The sequence below is a fragment of the Hydrogenophaga borbori genome (assembly GCF_003417535.1).
Taxonomy (GTDB): domain Bacteria; phylum Pseudomonadota; class Gammaproteobacteria; order Burkholderiales; family Burkholderiaceae_C; genus Hydrogenophaga; species Hydrogenophaga borbori.
In genome coordinates this window covers 1-16,640 of record NZ_QVLS01000021.1, presented here as the reverse complement: position 1 = coordinate 16,640, position 16,640 = coordinate 1, and the positions used below count along the sequence as shown (strand labels likewise).

The window sequence follows — 16,640 nt, the reverse complement described above, 5'->3', positions numbered from 1 at the left end:
CTATCTGCGCTTCACTGAATCTGGATTTCTTCATGTAGAGACTCCGTCTGAGGGAATTCTCTACCTCCGGCTGGTTCAGGTTTTCGAGGGGACCACAGGTGTGGTCAATGGCGACGCGGAATGACCTTGTCGCCATCTAGACTGACGCTGACGAATCGTCAGGCGGTGGGGCTATTGCCACCCGTGCCGCCGCTACCGCTTCCACCGCAGCCACCGCTGCCACTGCCACTACCGCCGCAGCCGCCGCAACCTCCTGCGACACCTCCGTCATCACCTCCGCCGCCACCGCCATGCGTTCCGCGTTGAGAAAGCTCTTGGTACAAGACGTCGCCGAATTCAGCTTCAATGAGATCCATAGGGATTCCTTTTTGGTATGAACGTGCGTCGCACGTCTTCGCGCACCATGCGCAAAGTGGGTTGCCAGGCGGGATCGGCAATCAATGTCCGTAGAAAACCTGGTATTCGAGCGGTGCCGGCGTCGTCGCGGACCAGTGCCAGAAAAAGCTGCCGTCGCGCAGGATGGCTTCAATCAGTTCATCGGAGAACACGCTGTTAGCTGTCAGGAAGGGCCGATCTTGGTGAAGTGCCTTCAAGGCGGTAAGAAGCTCAGGCGCCATAGCTTCCACGCCGTGGGCGGCGTGAAACGGTTGCTCGTACCACTTGGGTGCGCCGCGCTCTTCCGGGGGCGGTTGCAGTCCGCGCTGAATGCCATCCACGCCCGCGCAGACCAAGGCGGCGAACGCGAGATAGGGGTTGGCGGAGGGATCCGGAAAGCGGATTTCGATGCGGCAATCCTGCTCGCCGGTGAAGTGTGGGATTCGAATGGCGGTGGTCCTGTTGCGATAGCCCCAACCCGGGCCGCGCATCAGGGAGTAGAAGTGATTCAAGCGCTTGTAGCTGTTGACGGTCGGGTTGGTGATGGCGTTCAAGGACTGAAGGTGCACCAGGATGCCGGCGACAAAGGCCAGCCCCTCTGCACTGAGTTGGCCGCTGGGCGCTTCAGGCGAGTGAAAGATGTTGCGACCATCCCGCCACAGCGACACATTGACGTGCATGCCGTTCGATTCGGCATAGGGAATCGGTCGCGGCATGAACGTAGCCGTTCGATCGTGGCCAACAGCCACGGTTCGAACCACATGTTTGAGCAGTTGCACTTGATCGGCCGCCCGGCACAAGGGCGCGTGTTCGACGGCGATTTCATGTTGGCTGGGCCCGGCCTCATGCGCCTGATGAAGCGGTTGGATACCAGCCGCGGTGAGGCGTTCGCAAATCTCGGATCGGATGGGTGCGTGTTGATCGGCTGGCCCCGCCAGGAAGTGCAAGGTCCGGTGTCCGATGCGGTAACCGCTACCGAGTTCGCCCGCGTTACCGGCCCAGCCATCCTCTTCTGCGATTTCCACCAAATTGCGTTCGGCGGTGGTGGCGAAGCGAACGCCCTTGAACAGATTGAATTCGAGTTCGACGCCGACCTGCGCCCTTTCCGCGATGCGTAGGGTGCGCAGCATGGCTTCGGCGCGCTGCGCCACGCCCCGAGCGTCCATGGGGTAGGACCCACGCGGCTCGCCGGGCTGAACCGGTTGCGCAAAGACGAGTCGGTCACCGCCGAAAGGATCGGTGAGCGAGCTGGCTTCGTCGGGCAACAGTTGCAAATCCGATTCGGCTTCGGATTGCCAACCCGGGACGAGGGCGCCGGAGATGGGAACGCGGGAGAGCACGCCGGAGACTCGTCCATTGCGGGCGACTTGCATGAGAAACCCGCGAATGTCGGTGAACAGGTACTTGAGTGCCATCAAAGGGTAGGTGTTGGATGTCCACAAGCAACGCGGCCTACCGGTGCGGATGCGGGTGGTCACAAGGCGCGGCAGTCTATGAGTGCAGGCCCAGCGGCAGATGCCGCGTTTGGTGTTGGTCATAATTTCTTGCGCGTTTCAAACACCACCCGCCCATGCACCGAGATCCGCACGACACCCGCCTGCTGCAAGCCCTCGCCGCCGTCGCCGGCGAGAAGGGACTGGCGGCCACCACCGTGTCCGACGTGGTGCGCGTGGCGGGCGTCTCCAAGCGCACCTTTTACGAACACTTCAGCGACAAGGACGCCTGCTTTCTCACGCTGTACCGCCAGGCCAGCGCCTCGGCGCTGCGCACGCTGCGCGAGTCGGTGCAGCCCGAGCGGCCCTGGCAGGCGCAGCTGGAAACGGCGCTGCAGGCCTACTTCGCTCACCTTGCGGCCGGGCCGCAACTGCTGCGCACGCTCTTTGTGGAGATCCACCACCTGGGCGAGGCGGGCGCCAACGTGCGCCGAGAGGTCATGCGATCTCTGGCCGACTTCATGCGCGACACGGTCAACCGCGATCGCGACGCCGAACACGCGCTGAGCGAGGCCATGGCCATGGCGGCCGTAGGCGCGATCACCGAACTGGTGCTCGACGCGATCGAACGCGGCGAGCAGGCGCAGCTCACCTCGCTCACACCAGCGGCCAGCGACATCGTGCGCCGGCTCGCGCAGGCCTGAAAACAGAAAAGCCCGCGCGGGGCGGGCTTTCTGATGGGCTTGCCGAGGGTCAGGTCAGCGGCAGCAGCGGCACGATCAGCAGCGCCACGATGTTGATGATCTTGATCAGGGGGTTCACCGCCGGGCCGGCCGTGTCCTTGTAGGGGTCGCCCACGGTGTCGCCGGTGACGGCGGCCTTGTGCGCCTCAGAGCCCTTGCCGCCATGGTGGCCGTCCTCGATGTACTTCTTGGCGTTGTCCCAGGCGCCACCGCCGGTGCACATGGAGATGGCGACGAACAGGCCGGTGACGATGGTGCCCATGAGCAGGCCGCCCAGCGCCTTGGGGCCCAGGAACACGCCCACCAGGATGGGCACGATCACCGGCAGCAGACTGGGGACGATCATTTCCTTGATGGCCGCCGTGGTCAGCATGTCCACCGCCTTGCCGTACTCGGGCTTGGCCGTGCCTTCCATGATGCCGGCGATCTCCTTGAACTGGCGGCGCACCTCCACCACCACCGAGCCGGCCGCACGGCCCACGGCCTCCATGGCCATGGCGCCGAACAGGTAGGGAATCATGCCGCCGATGAACAGGCCGATGATCACCATCGGGTCGCTCAGGTCGAAGCTGACCTTGGCACCGTAGGTTTCCAGCTTGTGGGTGTAGTCGGCGAACAGCACCAGCGAGGCCAGGCCGGCCGAGCCGATGGCGTAGCCTTTGGTGACGGCCTTGGTGGTGTTGCCCACCGCGTCCAGCGGGTCGGTGATGTCGCGCACGCTGCTGGGCAGCTCGGCCATCTCGGCGATGCCGCCGGCGTTGTCGGTGATGGGGCCGTAGGCGTCGAGCGCGACCACGATGCCGGCCATGCTCAGCATGGACGTGGCGGCCACGGCGATGCCGTACAGGCCCGCGAGCATGTAGGCGGCCACGATGGCCGCGCAGACGAACAGCACGGGCCAGGCGGTGGAGCGCATCGAGACACCCAGGCCCGCGATGATGTTGGTGCCGTGGCCGGTGGTGGAGGCCTGTGCGATGTGCTTGACCGGGCTGTACTGCGTGCCCGTGTAGAACTCGGTGATCCACACCAGCACGCCAGTGAGCACCAGGCCCACGGCGCAGGCGCCGAACAGGCGCAGCTGGCTGCCGCTCTGGGCAATGGCGTTGTCGGGCATGACCCAGGCCGTGACGAACCAGAAGGCGATCAGCGAGAGCACGCCGGCGATGACCAGGCCTTTGTACAGGGCGGGCATCACGTTCTTCATGCCGGGACTGGCCTTGACGAAGAAGCAGCCGATGATGGACGCGATGATGGACACGCCACCCAGCACCAGCGGGTAGATCACGGCCTGCAGCGGCGCGGTCGCCACCATCAGCGCGCCCAGCACCATGGTGGCGATGAGCGTGACGGCATAGGTTTCGAACAGGTCGGCCGCCATGCCGGCGCAGTCGCCCACGTTGTCGCCCACGTTGTCGGCGATCACCGCGGGGTTGCGCGGGTCGTCCTCGGGGATGCCGGCCTCTACCTTGCCCACCAGGTCGGCGCCCACGTCGGCGCCCTTGGTGAAGATGCCGCCGCCCAGGCGCGCGAAGATGGAAATGAGCGAGGAGCCGAAGGCCAGGCCAATCAGCGGGTTGAGCATCTTGGACAGGTTGGAGGCGGCGTTGAGGTTGCCGTTGCCCACCAGGAACCAGAAGAAGCCGGTGACGCCCAGCAGGCCCAGGCCCACCACCAGCATGCCGGTGATGGCGCCGCCGCGGAAGGCCACGTCCAGTGCCGGGCCCATGCCTTTGGTGGCGGCCTGCGCGGTGCGCACGTTGGCGCGCACCGAGATGTTCATGCCGATGAAGCCGCAGGCGCCCGAGAGCACCGCGCCGACCACGAAGCCGATGGCGGTGGGGCCGTCGAGGAAGATGCCGATGAGCACCGCGAGCACGATGCCGACGAGGCCGATGGTCTTGTACTGCCGCGCCAGGTAGGCGGCCGCGCCGGTCTGGATGGCGCCGGCGATTTCCTGCATGCGGGGATTGCCGGCGTCCTGCGAAAGGATCCAGCTGCGCGACCAGAAGCCGTAGACCACGGCGATCAGGCCACAGACGAGCGCGAAGATCAGCGCACTTTGACCAACCATGAAGTTCTCCTGCCAGTGAGTTCGACTTGGAGGGGGCAACGCCTCCGGGGTATGCCCCCGCTGCGTTGCTTCCTCGCTGTCGCCCGCGCTGCGGAACTTGCAGCAGGGCACCGGCGATTGGCCAACCGATGCAATGTAGCCAGATTCCCCCCGTTTGCCATCGGGGGCGTCAGGCTGACGTCGGTAAAATCAGGGTAAATACGGAGCGGGCCCCGCGCCCACCCGTCGCGCCCGTGACGGCTCCGTTACCGGATCCCCTTCAACCTCCCCTCGAGTCTTTCATGTCCCTCGACAACGTCACCCCTGGCAGCAAGGTTCCCGAAGCGTTCAACGTGATCATCGAAATCCCGATGAACGCCGACCCGATCAAGTACGAGGTCGACAAGGAAACCGGCGCCATCTTCGTGGACCGCTTCATGAGCACGTCCATGCACTACCCCACCAACTACGGTTACATCCCCAAGACCATCTCGGGCGACGGCGACCCGGTGGACGTGCTGGTGATCACCCCCGTGCCCCTGCACCCCGGCGTGGTGGTGACCTGCCGCGCCCTGGGCATGCTGCGCATGGAGGACGAGGCTGGCGAGGACGCCAAGCTGCTGGCCGTGCCGGTGGACAAGATCCTGTCGATCTACACCCAGTGGCAGAAGCCCGAGGATCTGAACCCCATGCGCCTGAAGACCATCCAGCACTTCTTCGAGCACTACAAGGACCTGGAGCAGGGCAAGTGGGTCAAGGTGCTGGGCTGGGCCGACAAGGCCGCCGCCCACAAGGAAATCCTGGACGGGATGGCCAACTACGAGAAGGCCCAGAAGAAGGCCTGATCGGCCAGGGTGTTCAGGACGCGGCGGGCGGCTGCACCAGCACGTCGCGCAGCACCGGCAGGCGGTCTTCGACCTGCAGGGTATGGAAGGGGCCTTTCAACTGGGCCCCTTCGTACATCTGCAGCCGCCGCGCGAACAGGGTGCCGGTGCTGACGCCGGACTTGCTCACGTAGACCATGCCCTCGCATTCCAGGCTGGTGTCGTGCGGGCCGCCGCTGGGCGAGCCGAGCTGACCGAAGAGGTAGAGGTCGCCCATCACGCGGATGCGCCCGCGCACGCTGGCGCCGGTCCAGATGATGAGGCGGCCGTCGACGCGGATGTGGCCTTCCAGGTGCCCCTGGACCAGCAGGCCGCCCTCGAAGTTGAGGTCGCCGCTGAGATCGCAGCCCGCGGCCACGCGGTTGGTGATCTCCATCGCCACCGGGTCGATGGTGAGGGTGTCCTGCGCGTTCTTGCTCACCATGGCAGCCTCTGCAGCAAGGGGGCCAGCCAGCCCTGGGACCGTGCGGTGAGCACCAGGCCCGCGGCCAGCGCCACCAGACCCAGCGCGGCGATGGCCAGGGCGTGGCGCTCCAGCCAGCGGCGCAAAGGCCTGGGGCGGCGCCGCGGCTGCCCCGCGGGCAGCGTGGCCAGGCGCTCGATGGCCCAGGACCGCCAGGCCGAGCTCAGGCGGCTGTCGCCGCTGTTGGGGTCGAGCCGCAGGCCCTGCGCTTTGCGGTCGCCCGTGTTCAGGCGCCGCCCGAGCAGCACCGAAAATGGGGCGCCCACGATGCCGTGGGTGAAGAACGCGTCCTGCTCGTCCATGGCGGCCGAGTGTAGCGAATGGGTTTGCTCAAGAGGGCTCGGCCTTGAGCGGGTTGCGCGCGGCGAGATGCCCCAGGTACTGCTCCACGCCTTCGCCCTCGCGTTCGAGGAAGCGGTCCACCGCCTCGGCGAAGGCCGGGTGGGCCAGCCAGTGGGCGCTGGTGGTCTTGACGGGCAGCAGGGCGCGCGCCATCTTGTGCTCGCCCTGGGCGCCGCCCTCGAAACGCTGGTAGCCCTGGGCGATGCACCACTGCAGCGGCTGGTAGTAGCAGGCCTCGAAGTGCAGGCAGTCCACGCGCTGCAGGGCGCCCCAGTAGCGGCCATAGGCCACGCGGCGCGCCGGGTCGATGGCGATCAGGCTGCTGGCGATGGGTTGGCCCTCGCGCTCGGCGATGAACAGCAGCCAGTGCTCCGGCATGTCGCGGGCCATGCGCTCGAAGAAGCCGCGGCCGAGGTAGGGCGGGTTGCCGTGCTCCCAGTAGGTGCGCTCGTAGCAGCGGTAGAAGAAGTCCCAGTCGGTCGGGGCGATGGCGCGGCCCTCGGCGTGGCGGAACACCACCCCGGCCCCGGCCACCTTGCGGCGCTCCTGGCGGATCTTCTTGCGCTTGTCCTGCTGCAGGCTGGCGAGGAAGGCGTCCCAGTCGGGCCATCCGGTGTTTTGCCAATGGAACTGCACCGTGTGCCGCAGCATGAGGCCGGCCGCGGCGCAGGCGGCCGCGTCGCGCGGCTGCGCGAACAGGAGGTGCAGGGAAGACAGGCGCTGCTCCTCGCACCAGCGCACGAGCGAGCGCACCAGCGCGGCGCGCGCGGCGCCGTCGCGCGCCAGCAGCCGCGCGCCCGGTACGGGGGTGAAGGGCACGGCCACCAGCGCCTTGGGGTAGTAGGCCAGGCCGTGCTGCGCATAGGCGTTGGCCCAGGCCCAGTCGAAGACGTATTCGCCGTAGGAATGCGACTTGAGATAGACCGCGCAGGCGGCTTCCAGTGTGTCACCCCGCCACAGGGTGAGGATGCGCGGCGTCCAGCCGGTGTCGGGCGTGGCGCAGCCCGTGTCGCTCAGGGCCCGCAGGTACTCGTGCCGTGCGAAGGGGCTGGGGTCGTCCTCCAAGGCCAGCAACTGCGCCCATTGCGCGGCGTCCACCGCGCCCCAATCGGCCAGGACGCGGGTGACATAATCGATTTCAGCCACGCCCGGCCCCTGCCTTCGCACCAGATTCCATGTCGTTTTCCGTATCGGTTGCCCAGCTCAACTTCGTGGTGGGCGACATGGCGGGCAATGCCCGCCGCATCGTCGAGGCCGCCACGGCCGCCCACGCGCGCGGGGTGAGGCTGCTGCTCACGCCCGAACTCGCCCTCTGCGGCTACGCCGCCGAAGACCTGTACCTGCGGCCCGCCTTCGTCGACGCCTGCGATGATGCCCTCAAGTCGGTGGCGGCTTCCACGGCGCAGCTCAAAGGCCTTTGCATCGTGGTGGGCCATCCGGCCCGCGCGGTCGGCGGGGCGCGCGGGCGCAGCGTGGCCGTGGCCTCGCTGCACAACGCCGCCACGGTGCTGTGCGAAGGCCGTGTGGTGGCGACCTACGCCAAGCGCGAGCTGCCCAATTACCAGGTCTTCGACGAGCGCCGCTACTTCGTGCCCGGCCACGCCCCCTGCGTGTTCGACGTGCCCGGCACCGACGGCCAGCCGGTGCGCGTGGGCCTGCTCATTTGCGAAGACGCCTGGTTCGAGGCGCCGGCCGCCGAGGCGCGCGCCGCGGGCGCCGAGCTGCTGGCAGTGATCAACGCCTCGCCCTTTCACGCCGGCAAGGGCGGTGAACGCGAGGCCACGATGCGCGAACGCGTGCGCGCCACCGGCCTGCCGCTGGTCTATGCCCACCTGGTGGGGGGGCAGGACGAGATCGTGTTCGAGGGCCGCAGCTTCGTGCTCGACGCGGCGGGCGAACTCGCCGGGCGCGCGCGCAGCTTCGAGGAAGCCGAGTTCGACGCCCGCTTCGAGCGCGCGGGGCCGGGCGCCTGGCGCATCCACGCCGCCATCGACCGCGAACACAGCGCCGAGGCCGACCTGTGGCACGCCCTGGTGCTCGGCGTGCGCGACTACGTCGGCAAGAACGGTTTTCCCGGCGCCATCCTGGGCCTGTCGGGCGGCATCGATTCGGCCCTGGTGCTGGCCATCGCCGTCGACGCGCTGGGCAAGGACAAGGTGCGCACGGTGATGATGCCCTCGCCCTACACCGCCGACATTTCCTGGATCGACGCGCGCGACATGGCCGCGCGCCTGGGCGTGCGCTACGACGAGATCGCCATCGCGCCCGAGTTCGAGGCTTTCAAGGCCTCGCTTGCGCCGCTGTTCGAAGGCCGCGCCGAGGACACCACCGAAGAAAACCTTCAGGCGCGCATCCGCGGCACGCTGCTCATGGCGCTGTCCAACAAGTTCGGCAGCATCGTGCTGACCACCGGCAACAAGAGTGAGATGGCCACGGGCTACTGCACGCTGTACGGCGACATGGCCGGGGGCTTTGCGGTCATCAAGGACGTGGCCAAGACCACGGTCTTCAAGCTCGCGCGCTGGCGCAACGCGCACGACCCTTACGGCACCGGCGGCAACCCCATCCCCGAGCGCATCATCACGCGCCCGCCCAGTGCCGAACTGCGCCCCGACCAGACGGACCAGGACAGCCTGCCCGAGTACGCCGTGCTCGACGCCATCATCGAGCGCTACATGGAGAACGACCAGAGTCCGCAGACCCTGGTGGCCGACGGTTTCGAGCGCGCCGACGTCGAGAAGGTGGTGCGGCTGATCCGCATCAACGAGTACAAGCGCCGCCAGGCGCCCGTGGGCATCCGCGTGACGCACCGCAGCTTCGGCAAGGACTGGCGCTACCCGATCACGAGCAAGTACCGGGCGTGAGCCACCCGCCTGGGGCCCTTCAGGCGGCCGACAGGTGCAGCACGGCCCGCAGCTCGCCCACTTCCGCGCCGGCCGCGTTTTTCATCGGCGGCGGCAGCAGCCGGGCCAGCTCCTCGCGGTCGACGCCGTCGTCGATCCAGCCCAACTGCTCCAGGGCAGCCACCAGCGCCACCATCAGCGGGGTGAGTTGGCCGTCGCCGCACTTGGCCGCGATGGCAATGCCGCGGCTGAAGCTGGCCAGTGCCTGTACACCGTCGGCGCCCACCTTGCTCACCCAGTCGCCCCGACCCGCGCGCATGAGGAACAGGTCGTTGCGGCCCCGGCCGCTCACCAGGTGGGGGTGCCGGCTCATGGCTCGCGCGATGCGCTGCGGCGCCTGGCCGTACTCGGGGTCGGGCTCGGGCGACGCGAGCCGCGCGAAGGCCTGTGCCAGCGAGCGCAGCGGCAGCGCGAAGTTCGGCGCGCTGCAGCCGTCGAGGCCGCGCACCAGCGCGGCCTCGGGCAGGCCCGACCAGTGGCTCACGCAGCGCGCGATCTCGCGTTGCGCGGGGTGGTCGGGCGCCAGGTAGCCCGCCAGAGGGGCACCCAAGGTCTCGGCCAGCAGCAGCATGCCCGCGTGCTTGCCCGAGCAGTTGTGGTGCAGTGGGCCGTAGCGCTCGCCGGTCGGCGGCGTCAGGCCATTGAAGCGGAACACATACGGCTCGTACGCGCCGCAGGCCAGGGCCGATTCGTCGGCACCGACGCGCGCGAGCAGCGCGGCCACGCGCGCCACGTGTTCCGGCTCGCCGTTGTGACTGGCGCACAGCAGGGCCATGTCGGCCTCGTCCAGCGACAGCCGCTCGGCCGAACGCGCGATCAGCGGCATGGCCTGGAACGGCTTGAGCGAAGAGCGCGTGAACACCGGTGTGTCCACGTCGCCCGCTTTCGCCAGCACCCGACCCGCGCGATCGACCACCGCGAACGAGCCGTGGTGCACGTTCTCCGGGTGACCACCGCGGCAGCTCACGGCGATGGGGACGTGGCGGGGCCAGTGAGGGGGCATGGCGTGGGGCGGGAGTGGGGAGTCAGTATGGCACGCGAGAGAGCCGGGGGCCGCGACTGATCCTTTTCTGATGGCCGCCGTCGGCTCGCCTGGGCCGTGGCCAGGGCATTCCTAGACTGCGGCCGCGCTCGCGGAGCTCCACAGACCGCGGGCATCACCTGAGACCCCACGGAGAACGCATTTGTCCGCCATTGACCCTTTCATCGGCGAAATCAGCCTTGTCGCCTTTTCCTATGCCCCGGCCGGGTGGGCGCTGTGCGATGGGCGTCTGTTGCCCATCAGCCAGAACGAAGCCCTCTTCGCCTTGCTGGGCACCCAATATGGGGGCGACGGTGTCTCCACCTTTGCCTTGCCGGACCTGCGGGGCCGCTCGGCCATCGGCGTGGGCCAGGGGCCCGATCTGCGCGAGGTCGCGCTGGGTGAGTACCTGGGCACCGAGCAGGTCTATCTGCTGCAGAGCCAGTTGCCGGCCCACACGCACGCCGCCAGCTTCACCAGCCCGGGCGCGCGTCCCGTGGCCTATGGCGGCGGGGGGTCGATCACCGACCCCACCGGCGCCATTCCCGCCAACCCCGTCGGGGAGGGTGGTGCGGCACTGCCGGCGTTCGCTCCGGCGTCCGAGGCCAGTGCCGGCCTGGCGCCCTTGCCGGTGCAGGGGCAGGTGAGCGTGTTGCCCACGGGCTCGGGGCTGCCCCTGGACATTCGCAACCCAGCGCTGGGCCTCAACTACATCATCGCCCTCGAAGGGGTATTTCCGCCGAGGCCTTGATGCGCTGGATTCAAGGGTTTTCCGTTCGCGCGCTGGCGATCCTGCTGGTGTCATCAGCGATGCTGGCGGCCTGCGGTGGAGGCGATCACACCCAGGTGGTTGAGCGCGTCGAGCAAGCCCCGGTGCAAGCGGTGGTCTTGAGTGGCATGGGGCCACCCGATGCGGCCCTGGGTCAGGACGGCCAGTTCTACCTCGATGCGCAGGCGCTGAAGCTCTATGGGCCACGAGCGAACGGTCAGTGGCCGTTGCTGACGGCCATCGGCGGCGCTCCCGGGGCCGACGGTCAGGACGGGCGGGATGGCTCGCGCATCTACCGCGGAACGGGCGCCCCCTCCAATGCCCTGGGCCAGGATGGCGACTTCTATCTGGACGACGCCACGGCAACGCTTCTGGGGCCGAAGGTGGCGGGCGCCTGGCCGCCGACGGGCTTGTCGCTCGCCGGCCCGGCGGGCCCTGCCGGGGCGAACGGGCAGGACGGCCAGAATGGCCAGAACGGCGCAGCGGGGCCGCAGGGACCGGCCGGGCCTGCCACCGTGGATATTCAGTGGGGCATCGCATCCAACAGCACCTTCGGCAACGGTGCGTATTACCTGTGGCCCCAGGGACCCAATGCGGCGGCCCGCAATCCGGTGCTGCTGCCCCGAGCCTGCACCCAGGCCCGCTTGCGCGTGGCCACCTTCGGCGTGCCTTCGCCAGGCGACACCTTCACCTTCACGGTGTGGCACACGCCAGGGCCCGCCTTGCTGGAGGCCAGCAGCACCGCCACCGCGCTGGTGTGCCAGATCGACAGCGGCACGCGCGCCTGCGACGTCGGCGCCGCCATGAACCTCGCCGCAGGCGATGCCATCGAGGTTCGCCTGGTGGGCACCGAGGCCGTCACCGCCATGGCGACGCCGGGCTCATGGGGAATCGGCTTCACTTGCCAGTGACAGGGCCCCGGGTCGGGTCGGGGCCGGCCGATGACGTGAGCGTGATACATTTTTCGGCACGTTCCGTCATCCATAAGGGCCCCGCTCATGAAACAGATCACCGCCGTCATCAAGCCGTTCAAGCTCGAGGAGGTGCGCGAAGCGCTGGCCGAACAAGGCGTGACCGGCTTGACGGTGACGGAGGTCAAGGGTTTCGGGCGGCAGAAGGGGCACACCGAGCTGTACCGCGGCGCCGAATACGTGGTGGACTTTCTGCCGAAGGTGAAGGTCGAGGTCGTCGTGAAGGACGAAGACGTGGACCGCTGCGTCGATGCCATCGTGCGGGCCGCGCGCACCGGCAAGATCGGCGACGGCAAGATCTTCGTCACCTCTGTCGAACGCGTGGTGCGCATCCGCACCGGCGAAGAAGACGAAACCGCGGTCTGAGCGCCGCGCGCTCTCCCGCACAGGTTCAGGCGTTCAGAGTTCGTCCAGACGAGGCTGTGGCGCCGTGCCCGCGGCCTCGATGAGCGCCGGCAGCAGGCGCTCGATGTCCGCGCCCACGCGGATCAGGTCCATCTGCCAGTCGTTCATGAACTGCGCCTGCACGGCGGTGCGCAGGAAGGCCATCAGGCCCTCGTAGTAGCCGCCGACGTTGAGCAGGCCCACGGGCTTGTCGTGGTAGCCCAGCTGGCGCCAGGTCCAGACCTCGAAGAACTCCTCGAAGGTGCCGATGCCGCCGGGCAGGGCCAGGAAGGCGTGCGCGTGCTCGGCCATGAGGCGTTTGCGCTCGTGCATGGTGTCCACCACGTGCAGCTCGGTGCAGCCGTTGTGGGCCCACTCCTTTTCCACCAAGGCCTTGGGAATGATGCCCACCACGCGGCCGCCGGCTTTGAGCGTGCTGTCGGCGACCACGCCCATCAGGCCGTTGCGGCCACCGCCATAGACGAGCTGGCCACCGTGGCGGCCGATCCATTCGCCCACCTGGCGGGCGGCCTCCAGGAAGGCGGGGCTCCCCCCCGGCCTCGAGCCGCAGTACACGCAGAGGGAAAAACTCGGGGCGCTCACAACAGCTCCTTCGCATGCACCCACAACGCCGCCAGCCAGGTGCCGCCGCACAGCAGCAGGCTCAGCAGCACGGCGGCGCTGCCCATGTCCTTGGCACGCTTGGACAGGGCGTGCCATTCGGGCCCGATGCGGTCGATGGCCGTCTCGATGCCGGTGTTGAGCAGCTCGACCACCATCACTAGTACCACAGTACCGATCAGCAGCGCCACCTCGACCCATCCTTCTCCCACCCAGAAGGCCAGCGGCACCAGCAGGAAGGCGGCGAGGGCCTCCTGGCGAAAGGCGGGCTCGCCCCAGCCGGCGCGCAGCCCGGCCAGGGAGTAAAACAGCGCGTGCCACACGCGGCTGACGCCGCGCCGGCGTTTCTGCGGGTTCACTTCGGGGGCATTCACGGGTGGCGCGCTTTCTTCGGCTTTTTGGGTTGGGGTGGCGGCGCATGGTGCACAAGCCGGGTGCCGGCCAGCGCGTCGTGCAGGAACTGGCGCTGCGCGTGCAGGCGCGAGAGCAGCGCGTAGACCAGCACCCAGCCGATCAGCAGCACGGCGGCCTCGCCACCCTGGGCACCGAGCACCCAGCTCAGCGCCAGCGGCGGCAGCAGCCACAGCCACGAGAACACGTAGCGCACCAGGGCCCGTGCCTGGCCTATCGGCCGGCCGGCGGTATCCACCACGCGGATGTGCCACGTTTTCTGCGCCAGGGTCTGCCCCTTGTGCCAGAACCAGGTGAAGTAGATGCCGAAGACCACGAACAGGAAGCCCTGCAGGGCGTGGCGGCCTTCCAGCGCGTGGCGCTGCTGGGTGAGGGCGGAGAACAGGTAGCCGGCGATGAAGACCACGCCGAACATCAGCATGCCTTCGTACAGCCAGCAGGCCATGCGGCGGCGAAGCGAAGGGGCGGTGAGGTCGGGGCGGTCGGCGGCGCCGGAAGCGGGGGCGTCGGGGGTCATGAGGGCTCTGGGGGAAGGGCGGAATTGTCGCATTCCGGCCCGGGCCGACGAAAAAGCCCTGGCCGGCATTTGCTGCGGTGCCATAATCCCAAGCTTCCGTCTTCACAAGGCAAACGGATCAGGGTCCGGCGGCAGATCGTTCCGCCCATGGCCACTGGTCTCAAGTCCCGAAGCCGCCCCACAAGGGTGGGCCAAGGGGCACCCAAGGTTTTTCGTCAGAGAAATTCTCGAAAGGTTGATCATGGACATCACCAAGGCCGAACTGGCCTCGGCGGCCGCCGCTTCCGCTTCCGCATCCGGCCAGCCCCCCCTCGAACTCCGCGGCGCGGAAATCCTCGTCAAGGCGCTGCAGGCCGAAGGCGTCAAGTACGTCTGGGGCTACCCCGGCGGCGCCGTGCTGCACATCTACGACGCCTTCTACAAGCAGGACAGCATCCAGCATGTGCTGGTGCGCCACGAGCAGGCCGCCGTGCACGCCGCCGATGGCTATGCGCGCGCCACGGGCGACGTGGGTGTGGCCCTGGTCACCTCCGGCCCCGGCGTGACCAACGCCGTCACCGGCATCGCCACGGCCTACATGGACAGCATTCCGATGGTGATCCTCACCGGACAGGTGCCGTCTGCAGCCATCGGCCTGGACGCCTTCCAGGAATGCGACACGGTCGGCATCACGCGCCCCATCGTCAAGCACAACTTCCTGGTGAAGGACGTGCGGCACATGGCCGAGGTGATGAAGAAGGCGTTCCACATCGCGCGATCGGGCCGACCCGGCCCCGTGGTCGTGGACATCCCGAAGGACGTGTCCTTCAACAAGGCCACCTGGACGGGTTATCCCGAGTCGGTGGCCATGCGCTCCTACAACCCGGTGCGCAAGGGCCATGGTGGCCAGATCCGCAAGGCCTTGCAGCTGTTGTTGAGCGCCAAGCGCCCGTACATCTACACCGGCGGCGGCGTGCTGCTGGGCAATGCCACGCAGGAATTGCGCACCCTGGTCGACATGCTCGGCTACCCCGTGACGAACACGCTCATGGGCCTGGGCGCCTACCCCGCGTCGGACCGCAAGTTTCTCGGCATGCTGGGCATGCACGGCACCATCGAAGCCAACAATGCCATGCAGAACTGCGATGTGCTGCTGGCCGTGGGCGCGCGCTTCGACGATCGCGTGATCGGCAACCCCAAGCATTTCGCGCAGAACGAACGCAAGATCATCCACATCGACATCGACCCGTCGAGCATCTCCAAGCGCGTCAAGGTTGACGTGCCCATCGTCGGCGACGTGAAGGACGTGCTCACCGAGCTGATCCACATGGTGCGCGAGACGCCGCAGCGCGCGGACGACAAGGCGCTGGCGGACTGGTGGAAGACGATCGAGGGCTGGCGCTCGCGCGACTGCCTCAAGTACGACCGCCACAACACGGACGTCATCAAGCCGCAGATGGTCATCGAGACCCTCTGGAACATGACCAAGGACACGGAGACCTACATCACCTCCGACGTTGGCCAGCACCAGATGTGGGCGGCGCAGTTCTATCGCTTCGACGAGCCGCGCCGCTGGATCAACTCGGGTGGCCTGGGCACCATGGGCGTGGGCATTCCCTACGCCATGGGCATCAAGCTCGCCAAGCCCGAGTCCGAGGTGTTCTGCATCACCGGCGAAGGCTCGGTGCAGATGTGCATTCAGGAGCTGTCCACCTGCCTGCAGTACAACACGCCGATCAAGGTGGTCTCGCTCAACAACCGTTACCTGGGCATGGTGCGCCAGTGGCAGGAGATCGAGTACTCGGGCCGCTACAGCCACAGCTACATGGACGCGCTGCCCAACTTCGTGAAGCTGGCCGAGGCCTATGGCCACGTGGGTATGCTGATCGAGCGTCCGCAGGACGTGGAGCCGGCGCTGCGCGAGGCGCGCAAGCTCAAGGACCGCACGGTCTTCATGGACTTCCGCACCGACCCGACCGAGAACGTGTTCCCCATGGTCCAGGCCGGCAAGGGCATCACCGAGATGCTGCTGGGTTCGGAAGACCTCTGATCCATCCCCCGCGGACCGGCTGCGAGGCCGGTCCATCCCCAAGTCGAATCTATTGACCGTCGAGCCCGTGCATTACCGTGCGCGGGGGAGGGCGGCGAAAAGAGGAAGCTGCATATGAAGCACATCATTGCCGTGCTGCTCGAGAACGAGCCCGGCGCACTCTCCCGCGTGGTGGGCCTGTTCTCGGCCCGTGGCTACAACATCGAGTCGCTCACCGTGGCGCCGACCGAGGACCCGAGCCTCTCGCGCATGACGATCCAGACCACCGGGTCGGACGACGTCATCGAGCAGATCACCAAGCACCTGAACCGCCTCATCGAGGTGGTCAAGGTCGTTGATCTCACCGAAGGCGCCTACACCGAGCGCGAGCTCATGATGGTGAAGGTGCGCGCGGTGGGCAAGGAACGCGAGGAGATGAAGCGCATGGCCGACATCTTCCGCGGCCGCATCATCGACGTGACCGACAAGAGCTACACCATCGAACTCACCGGCGACCAGGGCAAGAACGACGCCTTCCTGGAAGCCATCGACCGCGGCGCCATCCTGGAGACGGTGCGCACCGGTGCCAGCGGCATCGGCCGCGGCGAGAGAATCCTGCGCGTCTGATTACCCCTTCCATTCCAACGGAGCAACCATGAAAGTTTTCTACGACAAGGACTGCGATCTGTCCCTCATCAAGGGCAAGACGGTCGCGATCATCGGCTACGGCAGCCAGGGCCACGCG

Annotated in this window: 18 protein-coding genes; 9 read left to right on the top strand and 9 right to left on the bottom strand. The window is 67.6% G+C overall.

What is annotated here, in order from left to right; genetic code table 11:
• Positions 1-437: 437 nt before the first annotated feature.
• Positions 438-1,790 carry a glutamine synthetase family protein gene (locus DY262_RS21275; protein ID WP_181936599.1) on the bottom strand — a complete coding sequence of 451 codons (1,353 nt, stop codon included), beginning with the start codon at positions 1,788-1,790 and terminating at the stop codon, positions 438-440.
• 155 nt (positions 1,791-1,945) lie between these two features.
• Here DY262_RS21275 and DY262_RS21270 point away from each other — a divergent pair, with 155 nt between their 5' ends.
• Positions 1,946-2,512 (top strand): TetR/AcrR family transcriptional regulator, encoded by a 567-nt coding sequence (locus DY262_RS21270; RefSeq protein WP_116961054.1) that lies wholly within the window; start codon positions 1,946-1,948, stop codon positions 2,510-2,512.
• Positions 2,513-2,561: 49 nt separating this feature from the next.
• Here DY262_RS21270 and DY262_RS21265 read toward each other — a convergent pair whose 3' ends face one another.
• Positions 2,562-4,622, bottom strand: coding sequence for a sodium-translocating pyrophosphatase (locus tag DY262_RS21265; protein WP_116961053.1), 2,061 nt, complete (start codon positions 4,620-4,622; stop codon positions 2,562-2,564).
• Positions 4,623-4,903: 281 nt separating this feature from the next.
• On the opposite strand from DY262_RS21265, the gene ppa reads away from it, so the two are divergent.
• Entirely contained in the window at positions 4,904-5,446 is a 543-nt protein-coding gene (ppa, locus tag DY262_RS21260) for an inorganic diphosphatase (protein ID WP_116961052.1), read from the top strand.
• Between the two features lie 13 nt (positions 5,447-5,459).
• Here ppa and DY262_RS21255 read toward each other — a convergent pair whose 3' ends face one another.
• From DY262_RS21255 to DY262_RS21245, 3 genes are read right to left on the bottom strand one after another with little or no spacing between them, the layout of a single operon-like run.
• On the bottom strand, positions 5,460-5,909 hold the full coding sequence (locus DY262_RS21255; RefSeq protein WP_116961051.1) for a bactofilin family protein: 450 nt from the start codon (positions 5,907-5,909) through the stop codon (positions 5,460-5,462).
• The gene (locus DY262_RS21250) at positions 5,903-6,250 is read right to left on the bottom strand and encodes a hypothetical protein (RefSeq protein WP_116961050.1); all 348 of its coding nucleotides are present in this window, start codon (positions 6,248-6,250) and stop codon (positions 5,903-5,905) included. Before DY262_RS21250 ends, DY262_RS21255 begins: the two co-directional genes overlap by 7 nt.
• 28 nt (positions 6,251-6,278) lie before the next feature.
• Positions 6,279-7,436: a GNAT family N-acetyltransferase gene (locus DY262_RS21245; RefSeq protein WP_116961049.1), complete on the bottom strand. Its 1,158-nt coding sequence runs from the start codon at positions 7,434-7,436 to the stop codon at positions 6,279-6,281.
• A 29-nt stretch (positions 7,437-7,465) separates the two neighbouring features.
• Here DY262_RS21245 and DY262_RS21240 point away from each other — a divergent pair, with 29 nt between their 5' ends.
• A complete protein-coding gene (locus DY262_RS21240; RefSeq protein WP_116961048.1) occupies positions 7,466-9,154 on the top strand; it encodes an NAD+ synthase in 1,689 nt (562 codons plus the stop codon).
• Between the two features lie 19 nt (positions 9,155-9,173).
• Here DY262_RS21240 and DY262_RS21235 read toward each other — a convergent pair whose 3' ends face one another.
• Entirely contained in the window at positions 9,174-10,196 is a 1,023-nt protein-coding gene (locus DY262_RS21235; RefSeq protein ID WP_116961047.1) for an asparaginase, read from the bottom strand.
• 181 nt (positions 10,197-10,377) lie between these two features.
• Between DY262_RS21235 and DY262_RS21230 the strand changes: the two genes are divergently transcribed.
• From DY262_RS21230 to DY262_RS21220, 3 genes are all read left to right on the top strand, one after another.
• The gene (locus DY262_RS21230; RefSeq protein ID WP_245981151.1) at positions 10,378-10,965 is read left to right on the top strand and encodes a phage tail protein; all 588 of its coding nucleotides are present in this window, start codon (positions 10,378-10,380) and stop codon (positions 10,963-10,965) included.
• Positions 10,965-11,894 (top strand): collagen-like domain-containing protein, encoded by a 930-nt coding sequence (locus DY262_RS21225; protein ID WP_147326301.1) that lies wholly within the window; start codon positions 10,965-10,967, stop codon positions 11,892-11,894. Before DY262_RS21230 ends, DY262_RS21225 begins: the two co-directional genes overlap by 1 nt.
• Positions 11,895-11,981: 87 nt before the next feature.
• A complete protein-coding gene (locus tag DY262_RS21220) occupies positions 11,982-12,320 on the top strand; it encodes a P-II family nitrogen regulator (protein WP_070397732.1) in 339 nt (112 codons plus the stop codon).
• A 33-nt stretch (positions 12,321-12,353) separates the two neighbouring features.
• On the opposite strand, the gene DY262_RS21215 is transcribed toward DY262_RS21220, so the two are convergent.
• From DY262_RS21215 to DY262_RS21205, 3 genes are read right to left on the bottom strand one after another with little or no spacing between them, the layout of a single operon-like run.
• The gene (locus tag DY262_RS21215; protein WP_116961045.1) at positions 12,354-12,941 is read right to left on the bottom strand and encodes an LOG family protein; all 588 of its coding nucleotides are present in this window, start codon (positions 12,939-12,941) and stop codon (positions 12,354-12,356) included.
• Positions 12,938-13,333, bottom strand: coding sequence for a diacylglycerol kinase (locus tag DY262_RS21210; RefSeq protein WP_116961044.1), 396 nt, complete (start codon positions 13,331-13,333; stop codon positions 12,938-12,940). The genes DY262_RS21215 and DY262_RS21210 overlap by 4 nt, the downstream gene beginning before the upstream one ends.
• A complete protein-coding gene (locus tag DY262_RS21205) occupies positions 13,330-13,887 on the bottom strand; it encodes an RDD family protein (RefSeq protein ID WP_116961043.1) in 558 nt (185 codons plus the stop codon). Before DY262_RS21205 ends, DY262_RS21210 begins: the two co-directional genes overlap by 4 nt.
• 241 nt (positions 13,888-14,128) lie before the next feature.
• Here DY262_RS21205 and DY262_RS21200 point away from each other — a divergent pair, with 241 nt between their 5' ends.
• The 3 genes from DY262_RS21200 to DY262_RS22180 all read left to right on the top strand — a co-directional run.
• Positions 14,129-15,916, top strand: a complete 1,788-nt coding sequence (locus DY262_RS21200; RefSeq protein ID WP_116961042.1) for an acetolactate synthase 3 catalytic subunit — start codon at positions 14,129-14,131, stop codon at positions 15,914-15,916.
• Between the two features lie 114 nt (positions 15,917-16,030).
• Positions 16,031-16,522 carry an acetolactate synthase small subunit gene (gene ilvN, locus DY262_RS21195; RefSeq protein ID WP_009518995.1) on the top strand — a complete coding sequence of 164 codons (492 nt, stop codon included), beginning with the start codon at positions 16,031-16,033 and terminating at the stop codon, positions 16,520-16,522.
• A gap of 28 nt (positions 16,523-16,550) precedes the next feature.
• Positions 16,551-16,640: hypothetical protein (locus DY262_RS22180; RefSeq protein ID WP_147326300.1), on the top strand; the 90-nt coding region annotated here is incomplete at its 3' end.